The organism is Pseudomonas sp. AC355 (assembly GCF_979258205.1).
The window spans coordinates 4,281,805-4,299,046 of sequence record NZ_OZ409843.1; the positions used below are offsets into that span (position 1 = coordinate 4,281,805).

The window sequence follows — 17,242 nt, forward strand, 5'->3', positions numbered from 1 at the left end:
ATGCCTTATGTCGAACATGCAACGTGCTTCCCATCATGAGTTGCGGCGCGCCTTTCGTGCGCTGCTGGCTTCGGACTCCTGTTACCACACCGCATCGGTCTTCGACCCGATGTCCGCCCGGATCGCCGGTGACCTTGGCTTCGAGGTCGGTATCCTTGGTGGTTCGGTGGCCTCTCTGCAGGTGCTTGCCGCGCCTGATTTCGCGCTGATCACCCTCAGCGAGTTCGTCGAGCAGGCCACCCGTATCGGTCGTGTTTCTAACTTGCCGGTGATCGCCGATGCCGACCACGGCTACGGCAATGCCCTCAACGTGATGCGCACCGTGGTCGAGCTGGAACGTGCCGGTATCTCCGCGCTGACCATCGAAGACACCCTGCTGCCCGCGCAATTCAACCGCAAGTCGACGGATCTGATCAGCGTCGCCGAAGGCGTCGGCAAGGTGCGTGCAGCCCTCGAGGCGCGTGTCGACTCGGCGCTGGCGATCATCGCCCGTACCAACGCTGGTGTGCTCAGTGTCGATGAAGTGATCAAACGCACCGTTGCCTACCAGAAGGCGGGCGCCGATGGCATCTGCATGGTGGGTGTCGAAGACTTCGATCACCTGGAAAAGATCGCCGAACACCTCAGCGTACCGCTGATGCTGGTGACCTACGGCAACCCCAAGCTGCGTGACAACGCGCGCCTGGCCAAGCTGGGCGTGCGCATCGTGGTTAACGGCCATGCTGCCTATTTCGCTGCGATCAAGGCCACCTACGATTGCCTGCGTGAGCAGCGCAGTGCGGTCGGTATCGACCTCAGCGCTTCCGAGCTGTCGCACAAGTACACCCAGCCCGAAGACTACGTGGCCTGGGCCGACGAGTTCATGAACGTCAAGGAATAACACCCGCTTCATCCGCCACGCCGGACAGCGGCCGCGCAACGCGAGCCGATTAGTCCGCCGTCGGCTGCTGCTTGCCAAGCTCGCACGTACGCTCCTATCTTCCAGTCAGCACCACCCATTGGGAGAGCGATATGGCCACCGGTTGGGCGCAAGACGGCGCCGTGCAGGAACAGATCGACAGCACCATCGAAGACGCCGTGCAACGCGCACGCAGTCAAATGCCCAAGGGCGAAAGCCTCAGCCACTGCGAAGAATGCGATGCGCCGATTCCCGAGGCGCGACGCAAGGCCGTTCCCGGCGTGCGGCTGTGCGTGAATTGCCAGGCGCAAGAAGACAGCGAACAGGCCAAGGCCGGCGGCTTCAATCGCCGTGGCAGCAAGGACAGCCAGCTGCGTTAGTCAGACTGGGAACAATGTCTTGTAGTAGATGGCGTTGGCGCGGTACTGGCCGTCTGGCCCGCAGGCATAGTCCGGCAGGCCGCCGATACAGGTGTAGCCAAGGCTGCGATAGAGGTTTTCGGCGTCACTGCCGGCTTCTGTATCCAGGTAGAGCAGACCACGCTGCAAGGCCTTCGCGTGTGCTTCGAGGTGCTGCATCAGCAGGCGGGCGATGCCCCGGCGTCGGGCACTGCTCAGTACCAGCAGCTTCTGCACCTCACCACGATTGAGCCCGTTGGGCTTCAGGCACAGGCTGAGCTGCACCGAACCCAGTAGCTGCCCCTCGTCCTCGGCGACCCAAATCGCCAACGTACCGCTGTTCAGGTTGTGGCGAACCTCGCTGAAGTAACGGCCCGCCTCCGCTGTGTCGATACCGGCAAGAAAGCCTACCGACGCACCGTTGGCCACGGCATCGAGCAGCAGTGCAATCAAACCTGGCCGATGAGCGTCGAAGTCGGCTTCGTCGAGCTGGCGGATCTGCAGGGTCATGGCGTGCTCCGCTGTGGCGTCAGGACCAGTTGCATGAAGGTCAGATCCAGCCAGCGGCCGAATTTGCAGCCGACCTGCGGCATCTGTCCGGTGATGGCGAAGCCCAGGCGCTCGTGCAGGCGCACCGAGGCAGCATTGCCACTTTCGATGGCCGCGACCATCACATGTTTACCGACCTTGCGCGCCCGCTCGATCAGCGCCTGCATCAGCAGCGGGCCGAGGCCCTGGCCGCGCGTGTCATTGCGCACGTACACGGAGTGCTCGACCGTATTGCAAAAACCTTCGAATGGCCGCCAGTCGCCGAACGAGGCGTAACCCAGGACGTCCTGCGCCTCGTTGACCGCCACCAGGATCGGGTATCCCTGCGTGGCTCGGGCCTCGAACCAGGCCTGGCGGTTGGCCAGATCCACGGGGCGTTCGTTCCAGATTGCCGTGGTGTTGAGCACGGCGTCGTTGTAGATGGCGAGGATTGCCGGTAGATCATCGGCAACGGCATCACGTATCTCAATGGACATAGGCTCTCCCTGGCGCTGGTTGAAGTATTCGCCGGAGCGCTGAGTATCGCGGGCGAGGCCTGGTCTGGGCAATCGTTGCATGTCCCGACTTTGAGCCCCTTGTTGATGAAAGGTGCTTGCTGTACTGGCACATGGCCCGGCTATGATGAGTCGTACGGATTGGTCGACAACGGCCCCGATATCAGCGGAGACGCGACATGGCATTGCTTCCAGTGAGTGTGGCCAAACGAATGACCGTTGGCGTTCTGCTTTTGCTAAGCCTGACCGCTCTGGCGGTGTATTCGGTAATGACCCTGCGCGGCAAGCCGCAATTGATGGCGGTCGGCGTGACATCGGCAGAGCAGGCGGCTGCCGCATTGGCTCGCCAGCTCGCGCTGCAGCTCAGTGAAATCCAGGGCACCACGGCGGCCCTGGCGCACTTGGCCGAAGCGCTACCACGAGACGCCGAGCTGGTGCGCGCCACCTTGCCAGGCGTGATCGACAGCCAGGGCAATGCCGCCATCGCCGGCGGCGGCCTATGGCCCGAGCCGGGGGCTTTCGAAAGCGGCGTGCAGCTGCGCAGTTTCTTCTGGGCGCGCAACGCGGCGGGGCAGCTCGAATACAGCGACGATTACAATGCAGCCTCCGCGACGGCCTATCAGCAGGAATCCTGGTACAGCGCGGCCCGCTCATCTGCAGCCGGGCGCTGCGTCTGGTCGGATGGCTATCTCGATACGGTGACCGGCGTGGCGATGACCACCTGCAGCGTGCCCTATCGGCTGGCCGGACAGTTTGCCGGTGTGGCGACACTCGACCTGCGCCTTGACGGGCTGGCCACCTTCCTGCGCGAGCGCGGCGGCATTACGGGCGGCTATGCCTTCGTCGTCGATCAGGCGGGCAACTTGTTGTTCTTCCCTGATGCCCAGGCAGCCAATGGTTTACCTACCCTGGCTGCGCTGGTCGAGCGTGAGCCGGCGGTCGCGCCGTTGCAGGCAGCCTTGCAGGCTGCGCGAGGTGGCAAGCCGACCAGCATGCTCGATTTCGACGTGCGGCTGCAGGGGCGTGCCTACGTGAGTTTCGAGCCGTTGGGCGATACCGGGTGGCAGGTTGGGCTGGTGACGCCTGAGCGCCAGGTTGCTGGTTTGAGTCAGCGCCTGACCGGCGAAATTCTGCTGTTCCTGCTGCCCTTGCTGGCTGTGCTGCTCGGTCTGGCGTGGCTCGCCGGGCGACGCCTGTTGGCACAGATCGAAGAGACCACCGGGCAGATCGAGCAACTCGGCCAGGGTGGTGGCAGCGAGTTACCGATCGGACGCAGTGATGAAATTGGCGCGCTGCGCGGAGCGGTGAACCGCTATGCCGGGTCGTTGCGCACCATGCTGCTCGATATATCGGAGCAATCGCGAGTCCTCGAACGCCAGGCCGCCGAACTGGCCAGCCTGTCTCAGGCGATCGCCGAGCGCGCCGAAACCCAGCGTGAAGACAATGCGCTGTTGGCGACCGCGATCACCGAGATGTCGGCCAGCGCCCAGGAAGTGGCCGGCAATACCACCGACTGTTCCGACACCGCAGACCGCTCCCTGCTATCGGCCCGTGCCGGTCAGGTCAATGTGCGTGGCAACAGCGCGTCGATTGAGGCGCTGGCAGAGGAGATCGGTCAGGCCGAATCGGCTATTGGCCGTCTAGGTACCGACATCGAACGAGTCGGCAGCGTACTCGAGGTGATTACCTCTATTTCGCAGCAAACCAACCTGCTGGCGCTCAATGCGGCGATCGAGGCTGCGCGGGCCGGGGAACAGGGCCGCGGTTTCGCCGTGGTGGCGGATGAGGTGCGTACGCTTGCCGGTCGTACCCAGGCGTCGGCCAACGAGATTCAGGTAATGATCGGCCAGTTGCGCGAGGCGTCAGGCCAGACGGTTGCCACCATGCAGGCTGGCGTGCGCCGTACTCACGAAGCGGTCGAGCAGGCCAATGGCGTCTCGATCACTCTGGAGGGGACGGTCAACGGCTTCGAGGATATCGTCCAGCGTGCCCAACAGATTGCCGTCGCGGCTCAGGAGCAGAGTCACGTGACCCATGAAATCAGCGAATTGGCGGTGCGTATTCACAGTGCCAGCGAACAGGGTGCCCGTGACTCGGGGACACTGCGCGAACTAGGCCGGGGCATCGAAGAGCTATCCCAGCGGCTCGCGCGGATGAGTCAGGGGAATAAGTGAACGTGCCGGGCGCAGGCGCGCCCGGCGTTGCCGTCACTTGTCGCGGTCGACGGCGAACGGGCCCCAGGCCTGACGGCTGGGCATGATTTCCAGGCGGTTGATGTTGATATGGTCGGGCAGGGTGGCGACGTAGAAAATCTGCTCGGCGATGTCTTCCGCGCTTAGCGGCGTGGTGGTGCTGTACAGCGCGTCGGAGGCGGCCTGGTTGCCCTTGGTGCGAACCAGGGTGAACTCGGTTTCTGCCATGCCCGGGGCGATGTCGGTCACGCGTACGCCGGTGGACACCAGGTCGCAGCGCAGGTTGAAGCTGAACTGTTTGACGAACGCCTTGCTGGCGCCATACACGTGGCCGCCGGGGTACGGCCACTCGCCGGCCACCGAGCCGATGTTGACGATGCTGGCACCCTTGCCGGTTTCCAGCAGTTTGGGCAGCACGGCGTGGGTGACGTTGACCAGGCCGGTGATGTTGGTGTCGATCATGGTGTGCCAGTCTTGCAGGGCAACCTTCTGCGCAGCCTCGGGGGCCAGGGCCAGGCCAGCGTTGTTGATCAGCGCGTGGATCTTGTCGAACGGCGCAGGCAGGCTGTCGACCAGCGCCTGTACGGCGGTGGCGTCACGCACGTCGAGGGTGGCGATATGTACCGGTACCTTGCCTTCCAGCTCGGCCTTGAGCTCGTCCAGGCGTTCCTGGCGACGGCCACTGAGTACCAGCGCCCAACCCGCTTCGGCGAAGCGGCGGGCGGTGGCGCGGCCGAAGCCGGAGGTTGCACCAGTGATGAAAACTACCTTGGTCATGTTCTGCCTCTTGTCAGGGTGTCAGTAGCAGCCGGCGCTTGCATGTGCCGGCCTCGTCGTCAGGCGGAGAGCTCGAGGAACTTGCGTACCCGCTCGGTCTCCGGGTTGCTGAAGAACTTTTCCGGGGCGGATTTTTCGATGATCTTACCTTTTTCCAGGAACACCACCTGATCCGATACCGCTCGGGCGAATTCCATTTCGTGGGTGACCACGATCATGGTGTAGCCCTCGGCGGAGAGGTTCTTCATCACCGTCAGCACTTCGCCGACGCGTTCCGGGTCGAGTGCCGAGGTAGGCTCGTCGAACAGGATCACCTCCGGGCTCATGGCCAGTACGCGGGCAATCGCCACACGCTGCTTCTGGCCGCCGGAGAGGGTGTAAGGATAACTGTCCCGCTTGTCGCCCATGCCGACTTTTTCCAGCAGTTCGATGGCGATCGCGCGGGCTTGTTCCTTGGCCATGCCCTTGACCTGCACCGGCGCCTCCATGACGTTCTGCAGCACGCTGAGATGGGGCCACAGGTTGAAGCCCTGGAACACCATGCCGGTCTTGGCGCGAATGGCCGCCAGCTCGCGGTTGGTCATCTTGCGCCCGGCTTGTTCATTGATGCCGATGCGTTGCCCGGCGATGTAGATACTGCCGCGATCCGGCTCCTCCAGCCAGTTGATGCAGCGCAGCATGGTCGATTTGCCCGAGCCGGAGGAGCCCAGCACGCTGACCACTTCGCCTTTTTTCACGGTCAGCTCAATGTCGCGCAGTACCTCGATGTCGGAGAAGCTCTTGGACAGGTTTTGAATGCGTACCGCCGGGATGTCAGCCATGTTCGAATCCTCGTTTCGCTCCGAAGCGCGCCGCTCTTTTGAGCGCCAGTTCCAGGCAGATGCTGATGAGCCAGTACAGAACGATCACCACCACGAAGGCTTCGGTGGGAATGAAGTAGGTGGCCTGTACCGAGTTGGCGGCGGCGGTCAGTTCTTGCACGGTGATGATGGTTAGAAAGGCTGTGTCCTTGAGGGCGATGATCAACTGGTTACCCAGCAACGGTCGGGTCTTGATCACCAGTTGCGGCAGGATGATGCGCATGAACAACCTGAAGGGCGTGAAGCCGTGCGCCTTGGCCGCCTCGACATAACCGGCCGGCAGTACCAGGCGGCTGCCGCGCAGGATCTCGGTGAAGTAGGCGCCGTGGTAGACGATCAGGGCGATCAGCCCGGCCGTCCAGGCGTCCAGGCGTAGTCCCAGGCGCGGCAGGCCGTAGTAGAGCAGGTAGGCGAGGATCAGGAACGGCAGCATGCGCATGCCGTTGACCAGCCAGCGCACCAGGATTGCCAGCGGCGTGCGTTCTTCCAGGCTGTAGAGCATCGCGCAGCCGAGCACGAAGGCGCAGACGATGGACAGGGCGAACAGCGCCAGGGTGTTGAGGAATCCGTTGAAGAAGGCTTCGCGGGCGTCCCAGATAATGCTCCATTCGGTCATGCTGAAATGTCCTTACATGGCCAGTCGGTTGGCTTTCTTCTCGGCAATCGCCTGCAGCTTGAGCAACACGCCGATGATCAGCATGTACAGCAGCGCGGCAGCGAGAATCGGCGGCAGTGGGTCGTAGGTGACGGCCGCGATACGGTTGGTCACCCGCGTCAGGTCGACGATGCCGATGATGGCGATGGCCGGGCTGCCCTTGATCAGGAAGGACATTTCGTTGACCAGGCCGGGCAGGCTGCTGGTGAGCATCTGCGGCAGCATGATGCGACGGAAGAACACGCCCTGGGTCATGCCGCAGGCCAGGGCTGCTTCCTTCTGATCACGGGAGAAACTGATGAATGCCGAACGCCAGATTTCCGCGTTGAAGGCGGTGGTGTTGAGCGTCAGGGCGAGGATGGCGGCGGTGTTGCGGTCGAGGTTGATGCCGAACATCGGCGCCGAGAGAAAGATGAACAGCACCAGAGTCACCAGCGGCGTGGCGCGTGCCAGGCTGGTGTAGAGAATCAGGAACTGTTCCAGAAAGGGGATGCGCGCCATGCGCAACAGGGCAATGCCGAGCCCGCAGAATACACCGATGGCAATGGCGATGCCGGATATCCACAGGGTCGTCCAGGCGCCCTCCAGCAGCAGTAGCCAGGCTTGTCCGTTCATGGCAGCTCCTTAGGGACGAAATGAGTGAGGCGAGCGAGCCAGGCGCGGCTGGTAAGTCCCTGCGCCTGTTCGCTGTCTGCCGTGATGCGTCGGGTTACTTCATGCCTGCCAGGGTATGGAACTGATCGACGTCGGTGATGGGCTCCTTGGGCATGGTCGGGAAGGCTTCGCCGAACCATTTGGTCTGCAGCTCGGCCAGGCGGCCGTTGTCGCGGATCTGATCCATGAAGCCGGTGATCAGCTTCAGCAGCTCAGGGCTCTTCTTCGGCACCGGCCAGGCGGCGAAGCCGTCACCGGATACGGCGATGCCCTTGGCGAAGGTGTCGCCACGGGTCTTGACCAGGTCGTTGACCGAGATCAGCGCGTTGATCACGTAGTCCAGGCGACCGTTGGCGAGATCGGCATAGGCTTCCGGGTAGGACTGATACTCGACCACGTCGCCGATCTTGCAGCCGGCATCGGCCATCATCTTCTTCAGTTCCGGCAGGCGGGCGAGCAGTGCGCTGCCGGCCTGCAGGCCAGCGGTCTTGCCACACAGGCTGGCGATATCGCTGAGGCTGTCATCGCCGGCACGCTTTACGTAGAAGTGCTGCGCCGAGGCGAAAGGCGGGGCGAAGTTGAATACGCGCAGGCGGTCGTCGGTAACCAGTGCGCCGGTGAAGGCCATGTCGTACTGCCCGGATGAAACCGAGGCGAGCAGGCCTGTCCAGGGCAGGATTTCCTGCTTCACGTCGAAGCCTTTTTCCTTGGCGTAGGCTTTGAGGTCTTCGAGCAGCTCCTTGTGGAAACCCTCGGGCTTGCCGTCGACGATGTAGTTGAACGGCGCGTAGTCGTCCTCGGTGGCGACGCTCAGATAGCCGCGCTTTTCAACGTCGGCCAGATCGGCGTGAGCGCTCATGGTACCGGCCAGCAGACAGCCGGCCAGGCCTGCGAGTGCCAGTTTGCGCAACTGGGCGAATCCGTTCATGGGCGTTGCGGTAGCGATGCCTGCATGGGTCATGGTCAGAGCTCCAGGGGTCGACAGATCGATTGGCTTGCGATGGGCGTGCCAGGTGGCTGTTTTTCACCATAGAGAGCGCAAAGCGTCGGGCAATAGGTGCAGTTTGGCGCATTCGCCTGGCCAGCCTGGAGCGCGGGCCATGGCTCACTAATTGCTTCGTGGTGGGTACAGCACGTGGAGCGGCAGTGACCATGATCGACCACTTCTACCACCTGAATTTCGACCAGCAGCGTGGGTTGCAGGAGCAACTGCGCGAGTCGCTGGTGTCCGCCATTCTTGCCGGCGGTTTTCCCCAGGACGAGCCCTTGCCGTCCTGTCGGCGCCTGTCCCAGCAGCTGTCGGTGTCCCGCAATACCGTGGCACTGGTCTATGAGAGCCTGCTCGACAATGGCTACCTGGTCAGCCGTCCGCGCAGCGGCTATTACCTGCACCCGGATTACTGCGGTAGCCAACGTGAAGGCGCCCTGGCGCGCCTGGCGCCGGCCCATAGCGATGCCAATCCGCAGGCCATTGGTGCACCAGGATGGAGCGGCCGATTCAAGATCCAGCCGAGTTTGAGGCATGGCGTGCTGCGCCCCAGTAACTGGCGGCGCTTCACCTATCCCTTCATCTACGGTCAGCCGATTGCCGACTTGTTTCCCCTGGAGCGCTGGCGCGAGGTGTCGCGCAACAGCATGCGCAACGAGCGCAACCCGGAATGGTTGCGCGACAGCCATGACCAGGACGACGCCATGCTGATCGAGCAGTTGCGCACCCGGGTGTTGCCCAAACGCGGCATCTGGGCCGGCGCCGATGAAATCCTCATCACCCTCGGTTCGCAAAATGCCCTGTATCTGCTGGCCACCCTGCTGATGAGCAAGGGCACCCGTGTGGCGCTGGAGAACCCGGGGTTCGGTGATGCCTGGAACGTGTTCGACCTGCAGGGAGCGGATATCCATCTGCAGGATGTCGACGAGCAGGGCATGCGCGTCGATGAGCGCCTCAACAGCTGTGAATACCTCTATGTCACGCCCGGCCACCAGGTGCCTACCGGGGTGAGCATGAGCGCAGCGCGGCGCAGCCAGTTGCTGCAACAGGTCCGTCAGCACGACCAGATCCTCATCGAGGACGACTACGACGCCGAACTGAATCTCGACAGCCATCCCCAGCCAGCCCTAAAGGCCAGCGACAGCAGTGGTCGGGTGGTGTACATGAGCAGCCTGTCCAAAGCCTTTTCACCGGGATTGCGGCTGGGTTACCTGGTCGCCGACGCGGAACTGGTCGAGGAGCTGCGGGCCTTGCGCCGCTTGATGTATCGCCACCCGCCACTGAACAACCAGCGCATGCTCGCTCAGTTCCTCGCCCAGGGGCATTACGATGCGCACCTGCGGCGTTTTCGCGAGGAGCACGGTCGCCGTCGTGAAGCGCTGCATGGCGCGCTGGATAGCGTTCTGGATGGTTGTCGGCATGTGAGCAGTGCTGGCGCTGGCGCCTTCTGGCTCAGTGCACCAGCCGGCGTCGACAGCCAGCGGCTGGCCTGGGCAGCGGCTCAGCAGAGTGTGCTGATCGAGCCGGGGCGCAGTTTTTTTTCAATGAAGATCCGCCGCAGCGCTACTTCCGCATGGGCTTTCACGCCATCGACGTGCCGCTGATCGAACCGGGTATCCGTATTCTCAATGAGGTGCTGCAAGGGCAGTGATGCCGCTGCAATCTGTGATAACCCACGATCTGCACCGCCACGGATATCGCTCGGTGGGTTACGCGGCGCTCCATCACCGTGTCGACTGAGCGTACAGAGCCCAGCGCCGCTAACCCACCCTACAGGATGTGTTCCCGGCGCCGGTAACCTGCGCCGCCCGGCTCATCCGGTTCGCGTCTGTCACAGGTACTTGGCGCTGAACTCGCCGATCACCTCGTCGAAGATCGCCAGCGCCTGCTGCACCTGGGCCGCGTTGACCATGCACGGTGGCACCACGTGAATGCGGTTCTCCACCACGAAGGCCAGCAACCCACGCTCCAGCAGCGCGGCTTTCATCTGCGCCATGATCGGCGCGGCTAGTGGCGTTTTCTTTAGCGGGTCGGCGACGAACTCCAGCGCCTGGAACAGGCCGATGCCGCGCGCTTCCCCGATCAACGGGTATTTTCCAGCGAGCGCCTTGAGGCCCGGGCCAAGCAGTTCCTGGCCGATCTGCCGGGCATTGTCGACCATGCCTTCCTCGGCCATGGTGTCGAGGGTGGCGACGATGGCCGCCATGGCCAACGGGTGACCGGAGTAGGTCAGGCCACCGGGGAAGAAGTGGCTGTCGAAGTACTCGGCGATGGGCTGGGAAATCATCACCCCACCGGCCGGTACATAGCCGGAATTGACGCCCTTGGCGAAGGTGATCAGGTCTGGCACCACGTCGAAGTTGTCCAGTGCCAGCCAGCTGCCGGTGCGGCCGAAGCCGGCCATCACTTCATCGAGAATCACCAGAATGCCGAACTCGTCGGCCAGTGCGCGTACGCCCTGCATGTAGCCTTTCGGTGGCACCAGGATGCCGGCGGTGCCGGGAATGGTTTCCAGCAGAATCGCGGCGATCGAGGCCGGGCCTTCGCATTCGATGACTCGGCGCAGGTGCTGCAGCGCGCGGGTGCATTCCTCTTCCTCGCTGGCGGCATTGAATTCGCTGCGGTACAGGTACGGATTGAAGAAGTGCACATGGCCGCGGGCGAACTCATTGGGCACCCGGCGCGGATCGCCGGTGGCGACGATCGCCGAGCCGGTGCTGCCGTGATAGGAGCGGTAGGCCGAGAGAATCTTGTCGCGGCCCGTATAGGTACGCGCCATGCGCATGGCGTTTTCGTTGGCGTCGGCACCGGCATTGGTGAAGAACACCTTGCTGAAGTTGGCCGGCGCGTGGGACAGAATGCGTTTGGCCGCCTCGCCACGCATCAGGTTGGCGGTGGCCGGGGCGATGGTCACCAACTGGTCGGCCTGGGCCTTGATCGCGGCAATCACCTTGGGGTGCTGGTGGCCGATATTGGTGTTGACCAACTGGCTGCTGAAGTCCAGGTACTCGCGGCCGTCGTAGTCCCACAGCGTGCAACCAGCGCCCCCGGCGATCACCTGCGGGTTTAGCGCGCCCTGGGTCGACCAGGAATGGAAAACGTACTGGCGATCCAGTGCATGGACATAGTCGTTGCTGATCTGCGTTGGGCTGCTCATGGCGACCTCGTGACGTGAAGAGCGCCTGCTGAGTTGCTGGCGACAGGCTCACCATAGAAATAAAGACGCGGCCCGCCGTAGGGCCAGATGCCTGGAGTCGACGGGTCAGCTATCTGGCCCGTCGACTGTCTCTATCTGTCCCTGGCGCGATGGGGGCAGCTTGCTAGGGTGACGTCATCTGCACACTTGGAGGATCAGCACCCATGGCACATGCATTCGAGGTCAACGCCACGCCACTCGATCCGCGCCTGCTCGACAGCCCGGCGATTCGTCAGGCGCGTATCGACCTGGCGGCCTGCTTTCGTATGGCCGCGCGACTTGGGATGGGCGAGGGGATCTGCAATCACTTCTCCTGCGTGGTGCCTGGCCACGACGACCTGTTTCTGGTCAATCCTTACGGGCTGGCGTTCGCCGAAGTGACCGCCTCGTCGCTGTTGATCTGCGATTTCCATGGCCGTGTGGTGGCTGGTGAGGGCACGCCGGAAGCCACCGCGTTCTTCATCCACGCGCAGTTGCATCGCCTGCATCCGCGCGCCAAGGCGGCGTTCCACACCCATATGCCCAACGCCACGGCGCTGTGCATGCTTGAAGGCGATCCCTTCATCTGGGCGGGGCAGACGGCCTTGAAGTTCTATGACCGCATGCGCGTGGACGAGCATTACAACGGCCTGGCATTGAGCAATGCCGAGGGCGAGCGCATCGCCGGGGCCGTGGGTGAGGCGGATGTCGTGATGCTCAAGAACCATGGCCCGCTGGTGCTCGGTGCCTCCATCGCTGAAGCCTGGGACGACCTCTACTACCTGGAACGTGCCGCCGAGGTACAGCTCAAGGCCATGGCGAGCGGCCGGCCCCTGAAAGCCGTGCCCCATGATCTGGCGCGCAAGGCCTGTCGAATAATGCTCGAAGGCAATGCCGAGAGTGCACGGCTGCACCTGGAAAGCGTGAAGCGCCAGATCGCCCGACTGGAGCCGGATTTCGCCGAGTGAGGGGTAGTTGTAAGGCGTAAGCGGCCGGTCGCGATCTCGTGGGAGGGGCTTTAGCCGCGAGCTCTTTATGCCTAGCTAGGCAAAATCGAGGCTAAAGCCTCTCCCACAAAAGCTCTGCTACCGCCTTTACGCCGCCATGACGGCGCAGGCTAGATCGTCACCAACCCGCGCACGCCATCCGTCTCCATGGTTTCGCCACGGCCCTGCTGGACGATTTCGCCGCGGCTCATCACCAGGTACTGATCGGCCAGCTCGGCAGCGAAGTCGTAGAACTGCTCGACCAGCAGGATGGCCATGTCGCCACGGGCGGCGAGCTTCTTGATCACCACGCCGATTTCCTTGATTACCGAGGGCTGTATGCCTTCCGTGGGTTCGTCGAGGATCAGCAAACGTGGCTGGCTGGCCAGGGCGCGGCCGATGGCAAGCTGTTGCTGCTGGCCGCCGGACAGGTCGCCGCCGCGGCGGTGTTTCATTTCCAGCAGCACGGGGAACAACTCGTAGATGAAGGCCGGAACCTCCTTGGCCTGGCTGCCGGGAAAGCGCGACAGCCCCATCAGCAGGTTTTCCTCGACCGTCAGGCGGCCGAAGATTTCGCGGCCCTGTGGCACGTAGGCGATGCCGGCTCGCACCCGCTGGTGTGGCTTGAAGCCGGTGATCGGCTTGCCTTCCCAACTGACCTGGCCCTGCTTGGCCGGCAGCAGGCCCATCAGGCATTTGAGCAGGGTGGTCTTGCCCACGCCGTTGCGGCCGAGCAGGCAGGTGACTTCCCCCACCTTGGCCTCGAACGACAGGCCACGCAGGATATGGCTGCCGCCGTAGTACTGGTGTAGCTGTTGGACTTGCAGCATGGCTTACCCCTTGATCGTTCCCACGCTCTGCGTGGGCATGCATCTGGCGACGCTTTGCGTCGCTGGAACGCAGAGCGTCCCGGGAGGGGGTTCCCACGCAGAGCGTGGGAACCATCGATAAAGTGGATCGTGATTGCTCGGGCTTGCGGCTTGAAGCTTGCCGCTACTCTCAGCGGCCCAGATAAACCTCGATCACCCGTTCGTTGGCCTGCACGGCGTCCAGCGAGCCTTCGGCGAGCACGCGGCCCTGGTGCAGTACGGTGACGTGGTCGGCGATGGTGCCGACGAAGCCCATGTCGTGCTCGACCACCATCAGCGAATGCTTGCGTGCCAGGGACTTGAACAGCTCCGCGGTGAATTCGGTTTCCGCGTCAGTCATACCGGCTACTGGCTCATCGAGCAGCAGCAACTGCGGGTCCTGCACCAGCAGCATGCCGATCTCCAGGAACTGCTTCTGGCCGTGAGACAGCAAGCCTGCCGGGCGCTGGCGCGAGGCGTCGAGCCGGATGGTGGCGAGTACCTCGTCGATACGGTCGCGCTGCTCGCCGTTGAGCCGGGCGCGCAGGCTGGCCCATACGGATTTGTCGGTCTTCTGCGCCAGTTCGAGGTTTTCGAACACGCTCAGCGCCTCGAAAACCGTTGGCTTCTGGAACTTGCGACCGATCCCGGCCTGGGCGATCTGCACTTCGCTCATCTGGGTCAGGTCGAAGGTCTCGCCGAAGTAGGCGACGCCGCTGTTGGGCCGGGTCTTGCCGGTGATCACGTCCATCAGAGTGGTCTTGCCGGCGCCGTTGGGGCCGATGATGCAGCGCAGCTCGCCGACGCCGATGTACAGCGTCAGGTCGGTCAATGCCTTGAAGCCGTCGAAGGAAACGTTGATGTCCTCCAGCGTCAGAATGGTGCCATGGCGCGTGTTCAGGCCACTGCCCGCACTCTGGCCCAGGCCGATGGCATCACGGCCGCTGCCGGCCGGGTCGATCATCATCTCGGGAATCGGTGCAGCTCTCATGACTTGTCCCCTCGCTTGATAAGGCCGATTACGCCCTTGGGCAGAAACAGGGTGACCACGATGAACAGCGCGCCGAGGGCGAACAGCCAATACTCGGGGAAGGCCACGGTGAACCAGCTCTTCATGCCATTGACCAGACCGGCACCGAGCAGCGGGCCGATCAGCGTGCCGCGCCCGCCGAGCGCCACCCACACGGCGGCTTCGATGGATTGGGTCGGGGCCATTTCGCTGGGGTTGATGATGCCGACCTGAGGCACGTACAGCGCACCGGCCAGGCCGCAGAGCACGGCGCTCAGCACCCAGATGAACAGCTTGTAGCCGCGCGGATCGTAGCCGCAGAACATCAGCCGGTTCTCGGCGTCGCGCAGGGCGGTCAGCACCCGGCCGAACTTGCTACGCGCCAGGCGCCAGCCCAGGTACAGGCTGCTGACCAGCAACACGACGGTCAGAAAGAACAGCGTGGCGCGCGTGTTCGCCGCGGTGATCTCGAAGCCGAGGATGCTACGGAAGTTGGTGAAGCCGTTGTTGCCGCCGAAGCCGGTCTCGTTGCGGAAGAACAGCAGCATGCCGGCGAAGGTCAGGGCCTGGGTCATGATCGAGAAATACACGCCCTTGATCCGCGAATGAAAGGCGAAGAAACCGAACACCAAGGCCAGCAATCCAGGCGCCAGCACCACCAGGCACATGGCCCAGAGGAAATTGTCGGTGCCGTACCAGTACCAGGGCAGCTCGGTCCAGGCCAGGAAGCTCATGAACGCTGGCAGGCCGTCGCCAGCGGCTTCGCGCATCAGGTACATGCCCATGGCATAGCCGCCGAGGGCGAAGAACAGGCCATGACCGAGGGATAGCAGGCCGGCGTAGCCCCAGACCAGATCGAGCGCCAGGGCGACGACGCAGTAGCAGAGGATCTTGCCGACCAGGGTCAGCGTGTAAGCCGACACGTGCAGCGCATGATCACCGGGCAGCAGGTGCAGCAGCGGCATGGCGAGCAGCACGACGAGCACCAGCAGGCCGAGGGCCAGCGACACCTGCGGGCCAAGCTTATGGCTGGCGCGGGCCAGCAACGTTTGGTTGGCTGCGTTCATCGGTGAATCCCCTGTAAGCCGACCTGTGGGAGCGCGCCATGCGCGCGAACGATGGTGGGGATACAGTCGCTGGCATGGCCAGCTCCCACGGTGCAGAAGGTCATGGTGCTCAATCGATCACCCTCCCTTTCAAGGCGAACAAGCCTTGCGGACGTTTCTGAATGAACAGAATGATCAGCGCGAGGATGAGGATCTTGCCGAGCACGGCGCCGATCTGTGGTTCCAGGATCTTGTTGGCGATGCCTAGACCAAAGGCCGCCATGACGCTACCGGCCAGTTGGCCGACACCGCCGAGTACCACCACCAGGAAGGAATCGATGATGTAGCTCTGGCCGAGATCCGGGCCGACGTTGCCGATCTGGCTGAGGGCCACGCCGCCAAGGCCGGCGATACCCGAGCCGAGCCCGAACGCCATCATGTCCACACGGCCGGTAGGCACGCCGCAGCAGGCGGCCATGTTGCGGTTCTGGGTGACGGCGCGCACGTTGAGGCCCAGGCGGGTCTTGTTCAGCAGCAGCCAGGTCAGCACCACCACGGCCAGGGCGAAGCCGATGATCACGATGCGGTTATACGGCAGCACCAGGTTGGGCAGCACCTGGATACCGCCGGACAGCCAGTAGGGGTTGGCCACTTCGACGTTCTGCGCACCGAACAGCACACGCACCAGCTGGATCAGGATCAGACTGATGCCCCAGGTGGCGAGCAGAGTTTCCAGTGGCCGACCGTAGAGGTGACGAATCACCGTGCGCTCCAGCGCCATGCCGATGACGGCGGTCACGCAGAAGGCCACCGGCAGTGCCACCAGCGGATACAGCGCCAGGGCCTCGGGAGCGTAGCGCTGGAACAGGATCTGCACCATGTAGGTGGAATAGGCGCCGAGCATCAGCATCTCGCCGTGGGCCATGTTGATCACCCCGAGCAGGCCGAAGGTGATGGCCAGGCCAAGCGCGGCGAGCAGCAGGATCGATCCCAGACTCATGCCACTGAACGCCTGGCCGAGCAGCTCGCCGATCAGCAGCTTGCGCTTGACCTGAGCCAGGCTGGTTTCGGCGGCGGTGCGCACGGCTGTGTCGCTCTCAACGCCGGGTTCCAACAGATTTTCCAGGCGGGTACGCGCCAGCGGCTCGCCGGTTTCACCGAGCAGGCGCACGGCAGCGAGGCGCACCGCAGGGTTGGCGTCGACCAGTTGCAGGTTGGCAAGAGCCAGGGTCAGGGCATCGCGAACGATATCGTCGTCTTCCTTCTCCAGGGTCTGGGCGAGCAGTGGCAGTTGCGCCGGCTGGGCGCTCTTTTGTAGCTGCACTGCAGCACTCAGCCGCTGTGCCGGTTCGTCGGCAAGCAGCTGATGGCTGGCCTGGGCATTGGCGATCAGGCCACGCAGGCGGTTGTTCAGGCGCAATTTGCGCGGGTTACCCACAGGGGAAGCTTCACCTTCGGCAGCCTGGTAGCCGTCGTCGGTTTCGATGAACGCGGTCTTTTCGCTATCCGCAGCTACACGGCCCTGTTGCAGGGCGTCGAGCAGCGGTTGGCGCGCCAGGTCGGGCATGGCGGCCCAACTTTCCAGCAGTTTGGCCTGCTGCGCCGGGCTGGCAGCCACGAAGTCGGCCGCATCGCCAGCTTGGGCGGCGAATGGCACTACCAGCAGCAGGCTGAGAAGTAGTCGGACAAATGCGTTATGCATGGGGTAATCCT

The 17,242-nt window shown here is 63.5% G+C and carries 17 protein-coding genes and 1 pseudogene; 6 read left to right on the forward strand and 12 right to left on the reverse strand.

Annotation, left to right across the window (positions count from 1 at the left end; genetic code table 11):
- The first annotated feature begins 16 nt into the window (after positions 1 to 16).
- Together ACZ0AI_RS19970 and ACZ0AI_RS19975 are read left to right on the forward strand one after the other, a co-directional pair.
- On the forward strand, positions 17 to 880 hold the full coding sequence (locus tag ACZ0AI_RS19970) for an isocitrate lyase/PEP mutase family protein (RefSeq protein ID WP_225839934.1): 864 nt from the start codon (positions 17 to 19) through the stop codon (positions 878 to 880).
- Positions 881 to 1,011: 131 nt separating this feature from the next.
- On the forward strand, positions 1,012 to 1,278 hold the full coding sequence (locus tag ACZ0AI_RS19975) for a DksA/TraR family C4-type zinc finger protein (protein WP_225835916.1): 267 nt from the start codon (positions 1,012 to 1,014) through the stop codon (positions 1,276 to 1,278).
- Here ACZ0AI_RS19975 and ACZ0AI_RS19980 read toward each other — a convergent pair whose 3' ends face one another.
- Positions 1,279 to 1,806 (reverse strand): GNAT family N-acetyltransferase, encoded by a 528-nt coding sequence (locus ACZ0AI_RS19980; protein ID WP_463563360.1) that lies wholly within the window; start codon positions 1,804 to 1,806, stop codon positions 1,279 to 1,281.
- A complete protein-coding gene (locus ACZ0AI_RS19985) occupies positions 1,803 to 2,321 on the reverse strand; it encodes a GNAT family N-acetyltransferase (protein WP_463563361.1) in 519 nt (172 codons plus the stop codon). The genes ACZ0AI_RS19980 and ACZ0AI_RS19985 overlap by 4 nt, the downstream gene beginning before the upstream one ends.
- A gap of 314 nt (positions 2,322 to 2,635) precedes the next feature.
- Here ACZ0AI_RS19985 and ACZ0AI_RS19990 point away from each other — a divergent pair.
- Both ACZ0AI_RS19990 and ACZ0AI_RS19995 read left to right on the forward strand, forming a co-directional pair.
- A pseudogene (locus ACZ0AI_RS19990) lies at positions 2,636 to 3,400 on the forward strand (PDC sensor domain-containing protein); the annotation flags it as partial.
- A gap of 411 nt (positions 3,401 to 3,811) precedes the next feature.
- Complete coding sequence (locus ACZ0AI_RS19995; RefSeq protein WP_463565982.1) at positions 3,812 to 4,513, forward strand: methyl-accepting chemotaxis protein; 702 nt, start codon at positions 3,812 to 3,814, stop codon at positions 4,511 to 4,513.
- A gap of 33 nt (positions 4,514 to 4,546) precedes the next feature.
- Here the strand turns inward: ACZ0AI_RS19995 and ACZ0AI_RS20000 are convergent, their stop codons facing one another.
- The 5 genes from ACZ0AI_RS20000 to ACZ0AI_RS20020 form a co-directional block, all read right to left on the reverse strand.
- Positions 4,547 to 5,308, reverse strand: a complete 762-nt coding sequence (locus ACZ0AI_RS20000) for an SDR family NAD(P)-dependent oxidoreductase (protein ID WP_463563362.1) — start codon at positions 5,306 to 5,308, stop codon at positions 4,547 to 4,549.
- A 59-nt stretch (positions 5,309 to 5,367) separates the two neighbouring features.
- Positions 5,368 to 6,129, reverse strand: coding sequence for an amino acid ABC transporter ATP-binding protein (locus ACZ0AI_RS20005; protein WP_463563363.1), 762 nt, complete (start codon positions 6,127 to 6,129; stop codon positions 5,368 to 5,370).
- Positions 6,122 to 6,784 (reverse strand): amino acid ABC transporter permease, encoded by a 663-nt coding sequence (locus ACZ0AI_RS20010; protein WP_463563364.1) that lies wholly within the window; start codon positions 6,782 to 6,784, stop codon positions 6,122 to 6,124. Before ACZ0AI_RS20010 ends, ACZ0AI_RS20005 begins: the two co-directional genes overlap by 8 nt.
- A gap of 12 nt (positions 6,785 to 6,796) precedes the next feature.
- Positions 6,797 to 7,438: an amino acid ABC transporter permease gene (locus tag ACZ0AI_RS20015; RefSeq protein ID WP_070880824.1), complete on the reverse strand. Its 642-nt coding sequence runs from the start codon at positions 7,436 to 7,438 to the stop codon at positions 6,797 to 6,799.
- 94 nt (positions 7,439 to 7,532) lie between these two features.
- The gene (locus ACZ0AI_RS20020) at positions 7,533 to 8,438 is read right to left on the reverse strand and encodes a transporter substrate-binding domain-containing protein (protein ID WP_463563365.1); all 906 of its coding nucleotides are present in this window, start codon (positions 8,436 to 8,438) and stop codon (positions 7,533 to 7,535) included.
- 191 nt (positions 8,439 to 8,629) lie between these two features.
- On the opposite strand from ACZ0AI_RS20020, the gene pdxR reads away from it, so the two are divergent.
- The gene (gene pdxR / locus ACZ0AI_RS20025) at positions 8,630 to 10,069 is read left to right on the forward strand and encodes a MocR-like pyridoxine biosynthesis transcription factor PdxR (RefSeq protein WP_463570127.1); all 1,440 of its coding nucleotides are present in this window, start codon (positions 8,630 to 8,632) and stop codon (positions 10,067 to 10,069) included.
- A gap of 227 nt (positions 10,070 to 10,296) precedes the next feature.
- Here the strand turns inward: pdxR and ACZ0AI_RS20030 are convergent, their stop codons facing one another.
- Positions 10,297 to 11,622: an aminotransferase class III-fold pyridoxal phosphate-dependent enzyme gene (locus ACZ0AI_RS20030; RefSeq protein ID WP_463563366.1), complete on the reverse strand. Its 1,326-nt coding sequence runs from the start codon at positions 11,620 to 11,622 to the stop codon at positions 10,297 to 10,299.
- Between the two features lie 203 nt (positions 11,623 to 11,825).
- Here ACZ0AI_RS20030 and ACZ0AI_RS20035 point away from each other — a divergent pair, with 203 nt between their 5' ends.
- A complete protein-coding gene (locus tag ACZ0AI_RS20035) occupies positions 11,826 to 12,608 on the forward strand; it encodes an aldolase (protein ID WP_463563367.1) in 783 nt (260 codons plus the stop codon).
- 149 nt (positions 12,609 to 12,757) lie between these two features.
- Here the strand turns inward: ACZ0AI_RS20035 and urtE are convergent, their stop codons facing one another.
- From urtE to urtB, 4 genes are all read right to left on the reverse strand, one after another.
- On the reverse strand, positions 12,758 to 13,456 hold the full coding sequence (gene urtE / locus ACZ0AI_RS20040; RefSeq protein ID WP_463563368.1) for an urea ABC transporter ATP-binding subunit UrtE: 699 nt from the start codon (positions 13,454 to 13,456) through the stop codon (positions 12,758 to 12,760).
- A 169-nt stretch (positions 13,457 to 13,625) separates the two neighbouring features.
- Positions 13,626 to 14,465, reverse strand: coding sequence for an urea ABC transporter ATP-binding protein UrtD (gene urtD / locus ACZ0AI_RS20045; RefSeq protein WP_225835898.1), 840 nt, complete (start codon positions 14,463 to 14,465; stop codon positions 13,626 to 13,628).
- A complete protein-coding gene (gene urtC / locus ACZ0AI_RS20050) occupies positions 14,462 to 15,550 on the reverse strand; it encodes an urea ABC transporter permease subunit UrtC (RefSeq protein ID WP_463566183.1) in 1,089 nt (362 codons plus the stop codon). Before urtC ends, urtD begins: the two co-directional genes overlap by 4 nt.
- Before the next feature lie 109 nt (positions 15,551 to 15,659).
- Positions 15,660 to 17,231, reverse strand: coding sequence for an urea ABC transporter permease subunit UrtB (gene urtB / locus ACZ0AI_RS20055; protein ID WP_463563369.1), 1,572 nt, complete (start codon positions 17,229 to 17,231; stop codon positions 15,660 to 15,662).
- Positions 17,232 to 17,242: the final 11 nt, after the last annotated feature.

Bases quoted from the DNA above. Each gene is read 5' to 3' on its own strand.
- ACZ0AI_RS19970 (WP_225839934.1), top strand. From the start codon at position 17: ATGCAACGTGCTTCCCATCATGAGTTGCGGCGCGCCTTTCGTGCGCTG.
- ACZ0AI_RS19975 (WP_225835916.1), top strand. From the start codon at position 1,012: ATGGCCACCGGTTGGGCGCAAGACGGCGCCGTGCAGGAACAGATCGAC.
- ACZ0AI_RS19980 (WP_463563360.1), bottom strand. From the start codon at position 1,806: ATGACCCTGCAGATCCGCCAGCTCGACGAAGCCGACTTCGACGCTCAT.
- ACZ0AI_RS19985 (WP_463563361.1), bottom strand. From the start codon at position 2,321: ATGTCCATTGAGATACGTGATGCCGTTGCCGATGATCTACCGGCAATC.
- ACZ0AI_RS19995 (WP_463565982.1), top strand. From the start codon at position 3,812: ATGTCGGCCAGCGCCCAGGAAGTGGCCGGCAATACCACCGACTGTTCC.
- ACZ0AI_RS20000 (WP_463563362.1), bottom strand. From the start codon at position 5,308: ATGACCAAGGTAGTTTTCATCACTGGTGCAACCTCCGGCTTCGGCCGC.
- ACZ0AI_RS20005 (WP_463563363.1), bottom strand. From the start codon at position 6,129: ATGGCTGACATCCCGGCGGTACGCATTCAAAACCTGTCCAAGAGCTTC.
- ACZ0AI_RS20010 (WP_463563364.1), bottom strand. From the start codon at position 6,784: ATGACCGAATGGAGCATTATCTGGGACGCCCGCGAAGCCTTCTTCAAC.
- ACZ0AI_RS20015 (WP_070880824.1), bottom strand. From the start codon at position 7,438: ATGAACGGACAAGCCTGGCTACTGCTGCTGGAGGGCGCCTGGACGACC.
- ACZ0AI_RS20020 (WP_463563365.1), bottom strand. From the start codon at position 8,438: ATGACCCATGCAGGCATCGCTACCGCAACGCCCATGAACGGATTCGCC.
- pdxR (WP_463570127.1), top strand. From the start codon at position 8,630: ATGATCGACCACTTCTACCACCTGAATTTCGACCAGCAGCGTGGGTTG.
- ACZ0AI_RS20030 (WP_463563366.1), bottom strand. From the start codon at position 11,622: ATGAGCAGCCCAACGCAGATCAGCAACGACTATGTCCATGCACTGGAT.
- ACZ0AI_RS20035 (WP_463563367.1), top strand. From the start codon at position 11,826: ATGGCACATGCATTCGAGGTCAACGCCACGCCACTCGATCCGCGCCTG.
- urtE (WP_463563368.1), bottom strand. From the start codon at position 13,456: ATGCTGCAAGTCCAACAGCTACACCAGTACTACGGCGGCAGCCATATC.
- urtD (WP_225835898.1), bottom strand. From the start codon at position 14,465: ATGAGAGCTGCACCGATTCCCGAGATGATGATCGACCCGGCCGGCAGC.
- urtC (WP_463566183.1), bottom strand. From the start codon at position 15,550: ATGAACGCAGCCAACCAAACGTTGCTGGCCCGCGCCAGCCATAAGCTT.
- urtB (WP_463563369.1), bottom strand. From the start codon at position 17,231: ATGCATAACGCATTTGTCCGACTACTTCTCAGCCTGCTGCTGGTAGTG.